This window comes from Alicyclobacillus tolerans (assembly GCF_048984885.1).
GTDB lineage: Bacteria > Bacillota > Bacilli > Alicyclobacillales > Alicyclobacillaceae > Alicyclobacillus_I > Alicyclobacillus_I tolerans.
The window spans coordinates 3003769-3018103 of record NZ_JBMGNK010000002.1 but is presented as its reverse complement, the minus strand read 5'-3'; the positions used below and the strand labels follow the sequence as shown (position 1 = coordinate 3018103).

The 14335-nt window shown below is 46.4% G+C and carries 12 protein-coding genes; 8 read left to right on the top strand and 4 right to left on the bottom strand.

Annotated elements, in window-relative coordinates:
• The 4 genes from ACOJUR_RS15275 to ACOJUR_RS15260 all read left to right on the top strand — a co-directional run.
• Positions 1-1826: hypothetical protein (locus ACOJUR_RS15275; protein ID WP_420950469.1), on the top strand; the 1826-nt coding region annotated here is incomplete at its 5' end.
• Between the two features lie 163 nt (positions 1827-1989).
• Positions 1990-4095, top strand: coding sequence for an HlyD family efflux transporter periplasmic adaptor subunit (locus ACOJUR_RS15270; protein ID WP_420950468.1), 2106 nt, complete (start codon positions 1990-1992; stop codon positions 4093-4095).
• The gene (locus ACOJUR_RS15265) at positions 4092-4844 is read left to right on the top strand and encodes an ABC transporter ATP-binding protein (RefSeq protein WP_420950467.1); all 753 of its coding nucleotides are present in this window, start codon (positions 4092-4094) and stop codon (positions 4842-4844) included. The genes ACOJUR_RS15270 and ACOJUR_RS15265 overlap by 4 nt, the downstream gene beginning before the upstream one ends.
• Positions 4844-6061, top strand: coding sequence for an ABC transporter permease (locus ACOJUR_RS15260; protein ID WP_420950466.1), 1218 nt, complete (start codon positions 4844-4846; stop codon positions 6059-6061). Before ACOJUR_RS15265 ends, ACOJUR_RS15260 begins: the two co-directional genes overlap by 1 nt.
• A gap of 98 nt (positions 6062-6159) precedes the next feature.
• On the opposite strand, the gene ACOJUR_RS15255 is transcribed toward ACOJUR_RS15260, so the two are convergent.
• Positions 6160-7080, bottom strand: a complete 921-nt coding sequence (locus ACOJUR_RS15255) for a proline dehydrogenase family protein (protein WP_420950465.1) — start codon at positions 7078-7080, stop codon at positions 6160-6162.
• A 182-nt stretch (positions 7081-7262) separates the two neighbouring features.
• Here ACOJUR_RS15255 and ACOJUR_RS15250 point away from each other — a divergent pair, with 182 nt between their 5' ends.
• The 3 genes from ACOJUR_RS15250 to ACOJUR_RS15240 all read left to right on the top strand — a co-directional run bounded on the left by ACOJUR_RS15250 (position 7263) and on the right by ACOJUR_RS15240 (position 10804).
• Complete coding sequence (locus tag ACOJUR_RS15250) at positions 7263-8603, top strand: sigma 54-interacting transcriptional regulator (RefSeq protein ID WP_420950464.1); 1341 nt, start codon at positions 7263-7265, stop codon at positions 8601-8603.
• 270 nt (positions 8604-8873) lie between these two features.
• Positions 8874-10466, top strand: coding sequence for an APC family permease (locus ACOJUR_RS15245; RefSeq protein WP_083574052.1), 1593 nt, complete (start codon positions 8874-8876; stop codon positions 10464-10466).
• Between the two features lie 20 nt (positions 10467-10486).
• Positions 10487-10804 carry a putative quinol monooxygenase gene (locus ACOJUR_RS15240; protein WP_420950463.1) on the top strand — a complete coding sequence of 106 codons (318 nt, stop codon included), beginning with the start codon at positions 10487-10489 and terminating at the stop codon, positions 10802-10804.
• A gap of 139 nt (positions 10805-10943) precedes the next feature.
• Here the strand turns inward: ACOJUR_RS15240 and ACOJUR_RS15235 are convergent, their stop codons facing one another.
• Entirely contained in the window at positions 10944-11813 is an 870-nt protein-coding gene (locus ACOJUR_RS15235; RefSeq protein WP_420950462.1) for a hypothetical protein, read from the bottom strand.
• Positions 11814-11897: 84 nt separating this feature from the next.
• On the opposite strand from ACOJUR_RS15235, the gene ACOJUR_RS15230 reads away from it, so the two are divergent.
• Entirely contained in the window at positions 11898-12233 is a 336-nt protein-coding gene (locus ACOJUR_RS15230; RefSeq protein WP_072873259.1) for a L,D-transpeptidase, read from the top strand.
• Between the two features lie 51 nt (positions 12234-12284).
• On the opposite strand, the gene ACOJUR_RS15225 is transcribed toward ACOJUR_RS15230, so the two are convergent.
• Both ACOJUR_RS15225 and ACOJUR_RS15220 read right to left on the bottom strand, forming a co-directional pair.
• Positions 12285-12770, bottom strand: a complete 486-nt coding sequence (locus ACOJUR_RS15225) for a glutathione peroxidase (protein ID WP_203114792.1) — start codon at positions 12768-12770, stop codon at positions 12285-12287.
• A gap of 20 nt (positions 12771-12790) precedes the next feature.
• On the bottom strand, positions 12791-14134 hold the full coding sequence (locus ACOJUR_RS15220) for a hypothetical protein (RefSeq protein WP_420950461.1): 1344 nt from the start codon (positions 14132-14134) through the stop codon (positions 12791-12793).
• Positions 14135-14335 lie beyond the last annotated feature (201 nt).

Sequence of the window (14335 nt, the reverse complement as noted above, 5' to 3'; positions counted from 1 at the left end):
CTAATATGGGCGGTTTGTCAGCTCTCAGTGTAAATGGTGCTACGCTAGGTGCTGGTTCTGTGTCAAGCCCATATTTGAATGAGACAGGTACAACAATCAATGTTTCTACTTCCTTGATGGATAGCATGGGCAATCCGGTTCCTAATGCTACACTGGATGTTACATTGACTGGTGGTTCAACCACACCTACCATTGAGCAGGGTGGAAATTACTCCACAGTTAGCAGTTCAACAAGCAATGGCACAACAACATATACAGCTACTGTTACAACAAATTCTAGTGGTCAAGCTTCGTTTGTTGTTTCAGGTGAAGGCGTATATCAGTTGACGGTAGCAGGTACCGGTGGATATTCATCTGATAGCCAATCCACATACATTGGTATGGCTAATGGTAATCCATTATTAACACCTAGCACAGATTCTGCTACATTCTCCAGCGCTACCAACTCTACTCAAGGTTTGGTACCCGTCACAGTTACACTTCCTCAGACATCAGGAGCAACTGTAGCAGATCAGGAAGTAACCTTCTATCTATCTGGAACAGGTATGTTTACAAATGAAAGTGGTCAAGATATCGGCGTATCAAATGGCAATAATGGCGGTCAAGCGTATACGACTTATACCAATGCCAATGGTCAAGCCACTGTTTATGTAAATTCCTACCAGTCAGGTACTATTAAGGTCACGGTAGCTGAAGGCGCTCAAGGTGCAAATGCGGTATCTGGAGTAACTTCAACAATTGCTTACAGTGCACCGACATCGACTACAACGAATTCAACTGTTGCTGGTCTCGCAGTTGGTACTTCAGCATTTACAAGTTCAACTGCACCAAACGTAAACTCGGTTTACGGAGTTAGTGACAGTAGTAACGTATATGTTGCTCCCTTAGCTTCAACTGCAAGCACTACGGATAGTATCTTTAATTCAGGGAATGTATCCTACACACTGAACTTTGCTAGTGGTCAAAATCTCTCTAGCATTTGGCTTCCAACGTCAAGCGGAACACCTTTAAGTGCAAATAATCTCCCTGCTAGCGCAACAAATTCTTCTTCAGTTCAGATTACAGCTGAATTAGACACTGCTGGAACGGGTTATAACTGGTGGGTTAACGGTGTTGAGCTCATGGATTCAAATGGTAATGCGTACACAACCACATATCCAACATTTGGATTTATGGTTAATGCTGCAGGCACAGTTTCCGTCATGAGCGGTAGCCAAAAAGCAACGGCTTCGTTTGTTGCCCAGCCAGACACAGGTACTTACACATCCTATTTGAATCCTAATACTGTAAATGTAAGTACTTCAGGTGGAAGTTCAAATGTAACCTTTACTGTTCTTGATATGAATGGTAATCCGGTTGCAAATACATCAGTACCAGTTAGTTACACTTTAAGTCCTGATCTTTGGTTGACAGCAGTGAATGGTACTCAATTGGATGAGTATGTAACAAATAGCAATACAACTGAACCAACTCCAATTCCGCTGTACTCTGTTTCAAATCTTGGATATAATGTTGTCAGCATCCCTGGAGTAGTTAACTGGAATTCGAGTTCCATGGTCTTTTATGTTGAGACAAACTCCAATGGTCAAGTGACTCTCTCATTTGCAACTGCTGGAGCTCCTTATTGGTCAACAACAGCTGGTAGCACATATGGTATTCAGTACACAAGTGCTCCTTCATCTTCAACTTCACCTTCACCTTCTACAAATGTCTACACCTACTATGGTGCTCAGACTCTGCCAACCCAAGGTGGTGTTCTCTCCATTGGTTCTGCACCAAGTGCTTGGGGAAGTAACTCTGTTCAAGTTGGCCAAATCAACTGGTAATTCCATTTAAAAAAACCCGGGTTCGCCCGGGTTTTTTTAATTTCTCCATATTTTAAAATCTAAATCCTCGTTTAAGGCCTTTCATAAGTCAAATTTCAATCATCCTTCAAGCTTCCCCAATTATAATTTGTCTATTAAAATATTTACATTGTGAAAACATGACATGGATAAACAAGTGAGGGACAGTCAAATGGAACCAACGCCATCTGCGGCAGAAGAAATCATTCAGCCGTTGCGCAAGTCACGTAAGAAATGGCTCTACACAGGAGCCGCCGTTATTGTTGTATTAGGAGTTGGCATACCCATAACACTTGCCAAAACGAGATCGCATACATCCATACCAGCGAATGATTGGTATACCGTAGGCTATGGAAATGTGCTGCAAACCATCAGTACTTCTGGTACCATCGTTGCTCCCACAACCATAGATTTGGATTTTCAAGGTACACAATCCGTTGTCACTTCCATCCCCGTGCATATTGGAGAAAAAGTGAAGGCGGGTCAAATACTCGCTACAGAAAACGATCAAACAGAACAAATTGCAGTTGCACAAGCACAGTCCACAGTCTCTGAAGCAGAAGCATCCTTGCAATCTGCAGAAGCAAAATTACAGCAAGATGAAGCAGGGGTTACCCCAACACAATTGGCACTCGATAAAGAAGCTGTCACGAAAGCTCAGTCCAGTCTGCAAGAAGCGCAACAACAATATCAGGATCAACTTGCTGCCTATAATGACCGTACCAGTGAAGAACAAGCAGTGCAAAGTGCACAAGCTGCTTTGACGCAAGCTGAAGATGAATTAAATCAACCCAGTGATCAAGTCTCACTAGATGAGCAAAAGTTGCAGGATGATGAGACTGCACTCCAGCAAGATCAGCAACAGTTGCAAGACGCCATTGCGCAGTATGGCAATATTACCGAGTCACAGGTGCAAAACGCTTATCAAGCTTATCAAACGGCTCAGGAAACTGCGAATTATTGGGCCAGCCACTACACTGGAAATAATCCTTACGAAGCGCAGGTGAGCCAAACACAGACTCAGTACCAACTTTTAGAGACTGGGTACAGCGCTATTCAGCAAGCACAGCAGGCAGTAAACAACGAACAACAAGCCGTTCAAACAGATAAAACTACCTTGCAAAATGACCAAGCGAGTCAATCGAGCAATCAGCAGAAGTTAGAACAGACGGTTCAAGAAGATAAGCAAGCGCTGCAATTGGCAGAAGAACAGTACAATAATCCCATCAGCGCCAAACAAGCTCTTGATAGTGCGCAAGCGAACGTCACCCAGGCTCAGGAAGCGTTACAGACAGCCGAGTTGACTCTGCAAAATGACGAACAGCCCGCTACTCCAGCTACCATAGCTCAGGATGAAGCGAGTATAGCCAGTGCGCAAGCGCAAGTGCAAAATGCTGAGGCCAGTTTGCAAAATGCACAACTCAATGAGTCAGAAACAGTCATCCGTGCGCCCATCTCTGGCGTGATAACCGCCATCAATGGCGTGGTGGGTGAAACAGCCAGTGAAGGTGAAGCAAGCAAGGCCAGTTCATCCAGTTCTTCTGGCTCCGGTAGTGGAACAGGATTGATTGAAATGGCCGATTTGAATCCTGACGATCTCGCTGTTCAACTGGATGTGGCTGAATCGCAAATCGGCAGCGTGCACCCGGGTGAATCAGTGCAGTTCACAGTTCCTGCTTATCCTAACCAAACGTTCACGGGTACGATTACACAAGTCTATCCCACACCCGTACAAAGTTCTTCCGTTACCGAATATACGGTGATGGCCGCTGTAAATAACGACAACGGCAGCCTAAAAGCTGGAATGTCAGCAAGTGCAACAATTGACACAGCTTCAGCCAACCATGTTCTGAGTATTCCAGCCATCGCGCTTCATCAACTAGGTTCCATTGAGGGTGTCTATGTAGATACAAGTACTGGAAATCGCACAAATTCAAGCAAAAAATATAGTCATTTTGCCAATAGTCAGGAAAAATCAGGCAAGTCACCATTCAGTGCTGGTTTGCCGGCGGGTGTGCATTTCCAACCTGTCCAAGTGGGATTGATGGGAACCAATACCGTACAAATTACCAGTGGGTTAACGGCAGGTGAAAAAATACTGCTGGTTTTGCCAGGGCAGACTGCAGCCGCTATTGTCAATAGTCAAAGCAGCGGATTCCACTTTGGCGGCGGCTTTGGCGGCGGTGCTGGATTTGCTGGTGGAGGTCATGGTGGCAACGGCGGCGGAGCCGCTGGAGGGAAACAGGGATGACAGCGCTATTAGAGATTCATCAACTTGTCCGCACTTATCAGGTGGGGGGGCAAGAAATTCGTGCACTCAGCGGTGTCAACCTGACCATTCAGCGTGGTGAATATGTCGCCATTATGGGACCGTCAGGAAGTGGCAAATCCACTATGATGAACATGATTGGTTGCCTGGATGTACCTTCCAGCGGAACATATCAGTTGGACGGATATGACGTATCCCGTTTATCCGATGACGAGTTGGCCATCTTGCGGAACCAGAAAATTGGTTTTGTTTTTCAGAACTTTAATCTATTGCCCAAAACAACAGCTCTGGAAAATGTGGAGTTGCCCATGCTCTATGCGGGAATTTCACTGCGTGAACGACGTCAACGAGCTATGGAGGCTCTAGAGCGTGTGGGGTTGGCAGAACGTATGCATAATCGTCCTAATGAATTGTCCGGCGGTCAGCAGCAGCGTGTATCCATTGCCCGAGCCTTGGTAAATAAGCCTGTCTTATTGTTGGCCGACGAGCCTACAGGCGCTCTCGACAGTCACACAACGGAAGAAATTTTGCAGTTATTTGCGGACTTGCATGCGCAAGGCAACACCATTGTTTTAGTTACGCACGAGCCTGAAGTTGGTCGCCGAGCCAAGCGCATCATTCGCTTCCGCGATGGTCGTGTAGAGTCGGATACAGCCAATGATATGGAAATCAAACAACCCGTCGCAGCAGCCGAAGCCATTCGGCAGGGTCAGGATGGGGGAAGTCGCTGATGATGCTTGAGATTATGCGTGTGGCTTGGAGAAGTGTCAAAGCCAACAAGATGCGTTCTTTCCTTACCATGCTCGGCATCATTATTGGTGTAATGGCCGTGGTGCTCAGTTCTGCCATTGGCATGAGTGCTAAAAACGGTGTCACCAGCCGTATTGAGAGCCTCGGTTCCAACGTACTTACCATTATGCCCGGTTCCACATCAGTTGGTGGAGTGAGCCAAGGCTATGGGAGCGCATCCACTTTGACAATCAGCAATGCCACAGCCATTCAACAGGACGATCCCGATGTGGCGATGACAGCGCCGCTTGTTTCACACTCGGCACAGGTCGTCTTTGGGGCCAACAATACCAATACCGCTATAGAAGGCACTAACCAAAACTATCCTGCGATTAAAGATGTCAGCATGGCGCAAGGTAGCTTCTTTACGTCGGAAGACGTTTCCAAAGCAGCCAATGTTGCTGTTCTCGGCAGTCAGGTGGAACAAACGCTTTTTTCTGGAACTGGCGTCAATCCGGTGGGACAAACCATAGATATTGCCGGAATTCCTTTCACTGTTATTGGTGTGGCAGCCTCGCAAGGAGCGAGTGGTTTTCAAAATGAAAACGACGCGATAGCTATACCCGTGACAACCGAGCAGAATTTGTTGACCGGATCGGACACAGTCAATGAAATTTTGGCATCGGCCAAATCGGCTAACGTCATGAATCAGGCGCAGTTGGAAATTGAATCGACGTTACGCGTTTTGCACCAACTGTCTCCCAGTACAGCCGATGATTTTCAAATTATTAATCAGGCTACCATCCTTTCCGCGTTGTCAGGGGTGACTCAGATACTGACCGATCTTCTCGATGGCATTTCAGCTATTTCGCTTTTGGTTGGTGGGATTGGCATTATGAACATCATGCTTGTCTCAGTGACCGAACGTACCCGTGAAATTGGTATTCGCAAGGCCATTGGAGCAAGGCGAGGTGTCATCTTGACACAATTTCTTCTGGAATCTTTAGGTCTGTCGCTATCCGGAGCAGTGATTGGCTTGCTTTTAGGTACGGCTGGGGCTTTGACGGTTGGTGCTGTCAGCCATACTGGAAATTTGCTCTCACCGGGTGCCATGATATTGGCAGTCATTTTCTCCATCTTGATAGGTTTGGTGTTTGGTGTGTATCCGGCGCGCAAGGCGGCAAATCTTAAGCCCATTGACGCGTTGAGATATGAATAAAAGTGAAAAAGGATTCAGGGAAAGGAAGAAACCACCAGAGCTTGTGAGAACGGACACAGGGGCTGGTGGTTTCATCATGTCTAATGACAAACTGTCTTTTATCCTTTCAACATCGATTTGAGAACAAAACCTACGTTGGCCGGACGTTCTGCCAAACGGCGCATGAAATAGCCGTACCAGTCGGTGCCGTAAGGAATGTAAACTCGTACTGTGTAACCTTCTGCAGCTAGTTGATCTTGTAGGTCCGAGCGAATACCGTAGAGCATTTGAAATTCAAACTGTTGACGGGGAATCTGATGCTCTGCCGTAAACCGTTTGACGTGTTCAATGACCTTCTCGTCATGACTGGCTACGGCCGCATAATTTCCTAGAGTCAAATGTCGCTCAATGATGCGAATATAATTGGCGTCTACATCTTCTTTTTTCGGGAAAGCCACACTTTCAGGTTCCTTATAGGCTCCTTTGACGAGCCTCAGGTTTGGGTGAAAAACATTCAAATCTTCAATATCCTGAGCGCTTTTGTAGAGATAAGCCTGAATGACCAAACCTACCGTTTCGCCATATTCCGCACGCAGTCGTTTGAAAATGTCAATGCTGATCTCGTTGTGTGCATAATCTTCCATGTCTATTCGGACAAAATTGCCATGTTTTTTTGCAGTGTCGAGGATGCGGTGCATATTGTCCAGGCAAAGATCTTGCGAAATATCCAGACCTAGCTGAGTCATTTTCAAGGAAAGATGAGACTGTACGCCAGCCGCGCCAATCGCGTCAAGTGCCGCAACACACTCGTCAGCCGCCATCCGAGCTTCTTCTTCGCTAAAAACAAACTCGCCTAAGTGATCGAGCGTGGCCACAATACCACGGCGGTTAAAGTCACGGACCTTTTGGATAGCGCTTTCAATATTATCACCAGCGACAAAACGACTGGCCCCAAGCCGCATGCCATAAGCCTGTGCAGCCTTATTGGCGGCACGATTTTTAGCTAGGAACAAGAATGTGTTGCGCATTAAGGCTTCCATTGAATATCCCTCACTTTCAATGAGATGCAAGTGATTAAAATTAAACATATTTATAAAAAATGATTATAAATTATACACATGATGATTGTAACTTTTCTCTTTTCAAAAGGCAACTAGGAAATTAACGAAGGATAGCCTATATTGAGAGCGTGTACATTTTGCATAATGGACGGTGTTTAAAAATGGTCAGCCATTCAGATAAGGAGATGTTTTCCTTTTATAAAGTGCTGTTGGACGCGCTGCCCGAAGCCATCACTATGGTGAATCGCGAGGGGGAAGTGCTTGCCTGGAATCAGGCGGCGGTCAAACTGTACGATATCTTGCCAGAACAAATTATGGGTCAGCCCATCGGTCAGTTTTTTCAACGCGGTTCCCTGATGCTCTTTCAGGTCATGGAAAGTGGCTTGCCTGTCTACGGAGTGTACCATCAACCTCGACCGGACAAGCATGTCTACATTCATACCGTTCCGGTTCACAACAGAGAAGGCCATTTGGTGGGCGCCATCTCCATGGAGCAGGATATTACTGATTTAGTTCGACTCAGTGAAGAACGATACGCACAACAAAATGGAAATCTGGATGAAGATTGGCAAACACTACTGGATACTCAAAACCATGCGTTGAGGGAAGTTATTCATTTTTTGGATAAAATAGACAAACTGCGACCGGATGCTCCACTGCTCCTCTTAGGAGAAAACGGATCGGGCAAAGAATGGCTGGCACGCTGGATTCACACTGCAGCGAAGCGTAAGGGGCCGTTTGTGATAGTGGATTGCCAAGTGCTTCCGGAAGGCATACTAGATATGGAGCTGTTTGGACAATCTGCAGAATGGTACACATCACAGAGCAGTGAAAAAGCAGGTAAGTTGGAAACGGCGGGGCAAGGGACGCTTTTCTTGCGCAATGTGGATAAAATGGCGGAAAAAACTCAACTCAAACTGGCGCAGGCTCTGCAATCGGGAGGATTGGCCAAAACGGATGGGCAATGGTTGCCGATGACTTGCCGAGTCGTTGGTGCTGCCCATGTAATGCCGGATGCGGACGTGTCTGAAACGCTGGTCTCCAATTTGCGATTTCTCTTCTATGAGTTACGAGTACCATCGCTGCGGGAAAGGAAAGAAGATATCCCAGCTATTTGTCATTTCTATTTGGCGCAAGCGGCCAAACGTTTTGCTAAAGGGTTGCCGCAGCTAAGTCCTGAAGTCATGGCAGCACTGACGAACTATCATTGGCCGGGCAATTTGCCGGAATTGCGGAGGGCTATGGAATGGATGTTGTTGAATGCTGGAGAAGGTCCGCTGACACTTGAACATCTGCCGCGCGAGTTGCGTCCCATGACTGTAGAACAGTTGACCGATTTGTCGCTGCCGCTCAATGACTATGCGCAGGAGATGGAACGCAAGCGGATAGTCGCAGCGTTAGAACAGACATCCGGCAACAAAGCGCAGGCAGCTCGTTTGCTGGGGATATCCCGAGGGGCGTTGTACTACAAAATGCGCCAGTACCATCTGACGGAATATTAAAAAAATACATCACATCTACTTGTGCGCGTTGAATGTATTCTTTATAATCTGAAATCATGTATAAAATTTAGACATAGAATAAGAAGGTGTCTAAATTTAAACATGATAAAGAGTTCCGCATTCCTCGGGGAGAAAACGCTTACGTATGCGTTTGAGGATGCGGAACTGCTTTGCCCATCTGCGTGCAGGAATGGGAAAGCGCAGGTTTTGGAGATTGCGCGCAGAAGAAAAAAGTCCTAAGGGGCAATTTTTAAGAAGGGGAGGATTAGATTGCCGAGTCAAGACAAAAAGCTCAAAAAGAACTTGTCCATGCTTGATCTGACCTTAATCGGCATTGGAGCAGCCATTGGTTCTGGTTGGTTGTTTGGCGTACAGTATGCGGCCAATGATGCAGGACCGGCTGCCATTGTAGGTTGGGCCATTGGTGCTGTAGCACTCATTTTTATTGCGCTCGTTTATGCGGAGTTGTCTTCCATGTTGCCGGCTGCTGGCGGTGTCGTGCGATACCCAGATTATTCTCACGGGAGTATTTTGGGATTTTTAATGTCTATCGCTACCATCATTGCCTATTCCACTATTCCGCCCATTGAAGCGGAAGCTGCTGTTCAATATTTAGCTCCTAAGGCGTTTTTCAATGCCAAATCAGGATTGCCCAATTTTACCGGTTGGCTGATTGAAGCTCTGCTTGTGGTGCTCTTTTTCTTGATGAACTATTATGGAATTAAAATTTTGGCTCGTATCAATAATGTCGTGACGATTTTTAAAGTGATTGTCCCGCTTTTGACTTTTATCACATTAATTTTCAGTATTCATGTATCGAATTTTACTTCAAAAGGTTTTGCGCCCTATGGATTTCATGGCATTTTGACAGCTGTTGCTACTTCGGGCATCATCTTTTCCATGCTTGGTTTCCGGCAAGCTGTGGACATGTCTGCTGAGGCGAAGAATCCTGGACGAGATGTGCCGCGTGCCATCATTCTGGAATTGGTGATTGTAGCCATTGTCTATATCTTGGTGCAAGCTGTTTTCATTGGCGCCGTACCAGCACATGCTTTTCAGCATGGATGGGCCAAACTGTCCTTCCAGGGTCCTTTGGTGGACGTTTCCTTGATATTGGGTCTGACATGGTTGGCATGGTTTATGGAGGTATCAGCTGTAGTCTCGCCACTCGGAGCAGGTTGGGTTTATTTCGCTTCTACAGCGCGGGCAGTGCTGGGCTTCTCCAATAACGGATATTTCTTTAACTTATTCTCCAAGGTAGACGAAAAAACAGGAATTCCACGTGCAGCCATGTGGTTGACATTAATTTTAGGTATCATCTGGACAGGTCCATTTCCCATTTGGAGTAAGTTGGTGGCGTTTTGTTCGAGTGCCTCCGTGTTGACTTACGTTGTTGGTCCGGTCAGTGCAATGGTTTTTCGACGGCACGCTGCCGATGCGCATCGGCCGGTTCGTCTGGGTGGGTTGCCTGTCATTGCTATTCTTGCTTTTATTGTAGGGAGCAATATCATCTATTGGACGGGTTGGAGCAATGTGCAACCACTGATTATTCTAGAATTTATTGCGCTCGTTGTTTTCTTCCTCTTTTCGCTGTTTGCACCGCGTTTGCGTGAAAATCTAGGGAAATCGTTTGTATCTTCCATCTGGATATTGGTTTATATGATCTTCATGTACGTGGTTTCATACTATGGTAGTTTTGGCGGCAAGGGCAAGTTGGCCTATCCTCTGGATATCATTGTGGTTGCAGTGGGTTCAATTATTTTCTACTTCTGGGGTATTGCCAGTGGTCGCCGTACAGCGTCATTGGAGACTGCAATTCAGGAAGCGTCTGAACATACGTCAACAAGCACGGCCAATCTATAAACATGCGAAGATAAGACGGCGTGTGGTTGCTGAAGGACGGAGGGGAGAATCAAGTGGTTGTATTGGCAGCACGTTACGAGTGTAAACCTGGTACGTCTGAACAAGTGCAGGCGGCATTGATGGAGATGAAATCACTCGTTCAAAAGGAGAGTGGCTGTCTGCTCTATTTAGTCAATCGCTCGCTGGAAAATCCCGACGTCTTTCTGCTCTTTGAACAATATGAAAATGAACAGGCCTTGGAGGCGCATGCAGAGACGGACTATTTTCAGCGACTGGTGAAGGAAACAATTTTACCGCTTTTGGCTAAACGAGATCGGGAGTTGTATCGTCCTTTGTAAAGCGCTGTTTACCTAACTGTGTGACCATTCCTCCATGAAGTAAACATGCATTGAATTTCAAAAAATGTAAAAAGGCGCGTTGGCCCTTGGGCGAAACGCCCTTTTTTGTGCGCATCCATCAGGCATCAGTTGCCATTTGTTATGGCTGATGTTGAGAGGAGACAGGGTAGAAGCGCATGGACACAGCCATCTTTGCTGCTTCCAAGGCGCTGCGATAATCCCAGCACTCATAGAGCGTGGAACCAAAGACCCATTCGGCAGCCGTGTGATTTCCGTCCCCAGTGATATTTACAGCCAGTGTACCCCGCGTTTCTGGTAGCAGGTTTTGATTGAAATAGTTTACCAATTCTTTGGCGACAGAGATGGCTGTAGGATTTGTGCCTTCGACTTGCAAAGTCCATTTGCCTTCATGCCAAACGATAAGGGAGTTATCGGGTTGCTGATAATCTGTGCCAACCATGCCATGGCCGAGATGGATGGGGCTCTGTGAACTGCCTGCAGGTGGCTCGATATAGGCAGGTGCTACGTCACCTGGATTGGACTGGTACAACTGTTGAACCGCTGCAGAATCGGACTTGTATTGGTTAGCGCTAAACCCTCCTATCAGTTGAGCTAACCCTGCATTCAGCGATGCTTGAAGTGCGGGGCTGTTGAGCGGCAAAGGCTGCTTGGTCCATTGTAAAGTGACGTTGTACTGGGTCTGTCCGGCTTGAGCTAAGGCGCCTATAGACCATTGGTTAGATTCAGGGTGGTAAATAGGCAGGGTGGGTGCCATGGGTTGGATTTGAGTGCGGTTTTGAATAAAACGCATAGCTTCAGAAATCGACGGCAACCATTTTTCCTCCTGAGATGTGGAATGAGTAGGAGGAACAGCGTACGTTTGCTGGGTAGCTGTGGATATAGGTTTGGGTTTGTTTTCTTTGGATTGAACAGGTTTGGTTGGGTTTGCACATCCCGTAGTCGCGGTGAACAGAGCGCAACAGGAAAATAAAATCCATTTTCTTTTCATGTTTGATCCCCTTTACCTTCCATACACGAGTTTGGAGTCTTACCAATATACTGGATTAACGCCTGCATCAGGGAGGGTTGCGTCTTGACGTACGCCATTCAGGTTGATTTGTCGGAACGCAAATTATCTCTCTATAAAGATGGGAAATTGGAAAAAACGTACCCGGTGGGAATTGGTAAAATGCTGACGCAAACACCCGTTGGCGATTACATGATTGTCAATAAGGAACCCAATCCTGGAGGGCCTTTTGGTGCGTATTGGCTGGGTCTTTCCAAACGCCACTATGGAATCCATGGTACCAATCGGCCCTCTTCGATTGGTAAAGCCGTATCCAAAGGCTGCATCCGCATGTATAACCAAGATGTTTTGGAATTGGCTCAAAAAGTCCCTATAGGCACAACTGTGAAAATCCGCCCCTAACAGAAAGCGGTTAGAGGCGAGAGATGACAGTAGAAAGAATAGCTGATTGAATTAGACGGCGGCCAGAGCTTTTTCAATGTCTGGTTTGATACTTTCTGGAGACGTATTCGGACTGTATCGGTGAATCGTTTGACCGTCGCGGCCAACGAGAAATTTTGTGAAATTCCACTTAATCGATTCTGTGCCAAGTGCGCCTTTTTCTTCTTTTTTTAGATATTGAAAAAGTGGGTGGGCGTTTGGGCCATTGACTTCCACCTTGGCAAACATTGGGAATGTCACGTGGTAGCGTGTCTCGCAAAAATTGCGAATTTCCTCTTCATTGCCAGGTTCTTGACCCCCGAATTGGTTGCACGGGAATCCAAGAACAACCAATCCTTTGTCTCCGTAAGTTTCATACAGTTTTTGCAGTCCCTCGTATTGCGGTGTAAATCCGCATTGACTTGCCGTGTTGACAATCAGCAACACCTTGCCCCGGTACATCTCCATCGATTGTTCTTCACCATCAAGAGTTTGGACTGAAAAGTTATAAATGCTCATGGATAGCACGCTCCTTTTCCTTATTGTCCAGAACCGTAAGTGGCGCCGGTTGTGGACGATTCATTTTGTGGCAAATCGGAAGGCGGAGTAACGGGCGTGTTGTTATAGGTATAGGTAAGCTGCAAATCAATATTCGCCTCGATTTGTTTGATATAAGCGGTCATTTGCTGACCTAGACTCTTGCCAAACATATTAGGTGTAATGGAGAAACTCATCTGGGCCGTTTCTTTTGACAATTTTGCGTTGTCTCCTTGCCCGCTTACCGTCAAATGAAGTTGCATCTTGGTGGTTTGAAGAATGTGATTTAACAGATAGAGCATTTGCGAGCTTGACAAATTTTCCTGTCCTGCCAATCCACTTAATCCACTTTCCGAGAAAAGCAAAGACATGTAACGTTCAAGGCTGCTGGTGTCGAGTTGAGCTGCATAGGTAGTCGTATCGCCACTGGTAGCAGTGATGTGGATGTTGCGCAGCATGGAAAGCGACAAATCAGCACCCAGTTCCGGATTTTCCTCCAATTTAAGCAATTTTTCCGAGATGGTGGATTCCATCCACTGTCCTTGTCCTTGGGTCGATCCGCTGCTGTTCAACATCCTCTCATAGAGATGATTGCCTTGAATGTAAACTTCTGAACTCTGTGGGGGTATCGTACTGTCTTGCATCTGCGTCGTTACTTCGGCCAACTCTGCTCTTTGACCCGCCACCTTGCCGACTTCCATCTTCGTTTGTATAGTTAAATTTTCAGACGTTGGCATACTTTGCTGGGCTGATTTCAAATCGTTTATCGCAGTTTGGGTCAGTTGTGTTTGCATGTGCAGATGTTCTATGGCGTTGGCTTGGTAAAAAGGACTGCTTGATGTATCGGTCAACGCGATTTTTAAAGATTGCAAGCTGGGACTGTCTGCTTGCCATTGACTGCCGTTAAAAGATACCTGCCAACCTAGAGCCTGTACAACGCGGTCCATATCGGTCATGTTGACAAAAAAGGTGGTCTTGTGTGAAAACGGATCGACCCGATTCATACCTGGCAATATAGCAATGGTGGTGCCGTTGACAACCACTGGAACACCTGCAACGGCGAGCTTTCCAATAGGTTGTAATTGTAATCCTGGCAAATGAATGACCCACGAACCTGCTTCCCAATGGGAGGATATCCCTGCCCGCTGTAAATCATGAATCAAGTACCATAAGGGCAAGTAGGTTTCACCATGCAAGGTGACACTGCCTGGCATGTGGATGGGATAGCCGTCTGCCAGGGCGTATGGAGCAGGACTCATTTGCGGCATGGGTGAAGCCATGGCACTGGTAGAGCACATGCCCATCACACAGAAGGTTCCCATTAATCCTAGTAGGCTTTTTTTCAAACCCATTCTCCCCCAATCATCTATCGTAGGCGCAGTATACTTCATCTTCCTATGTTTTTTCTTCTTCAAATATATCAGTTGAAATCTTGTTTGTCTTTCGATTTTTCAGGAACAAGTCAGATAGCAAACACTAGAGCAGGACAACCATTTTTGCTGCGTCATCATTCGCTTCTGACTCAACGGAGGTGTACAATAAAAAAG

Coding starts and splice junctions, on each gene's coding strand:
- ACOJUR_RS15265 (WP_420950467.1), top strand. CDS start 4,092: ATGACAGCGCTATTAGAGATTCATCAACTTGTCCGCACTTATCAGGTG.
- ACOJUR_RS15255 (WP_420950465.1), bottom strand. CDS start 7,080: ATGGAAGCCTTAATGCGCAACACATTCTTGTTCCTAGCTAAAAATCGT.
- ACOJUR_RS15260 (WP_420950466.1), top strand. CDS start 4,844: ATGATGCTTGAGATTATGCGTGTGGCTTGGAGAAGTGTCAAAGCCAAC.
- ACOJUR_RS15250 (WP_420950464.1), top strand. CDS start 7,263: ATGGTCAGCCATTCAGATAAGGAGATGTTTTCCTTTTATAAAGTGCTG.
- ACOJUR_RS15225 (WP_203114792.1), bottom strand. CDS start 12,770: ATGAGCATTTATAACTTTTCAGTCCAAACTCTTGATGGTGAAGAACAA.
- ACOJUR_RS15235 (WP_420950462.1), bottom strand. CDS start 11,813: ATGAAAAGAAAATGGATTTTATTTTCCTGTTGCGCTCTGTTCACCGCG.
- ACOJUR_RS15270 (WP_420950468.1), top strand. CDS start 1,990: ATGGATAAACAAGTGAGGGACAGTCAAATGGAACCAACGCCATCTGCG.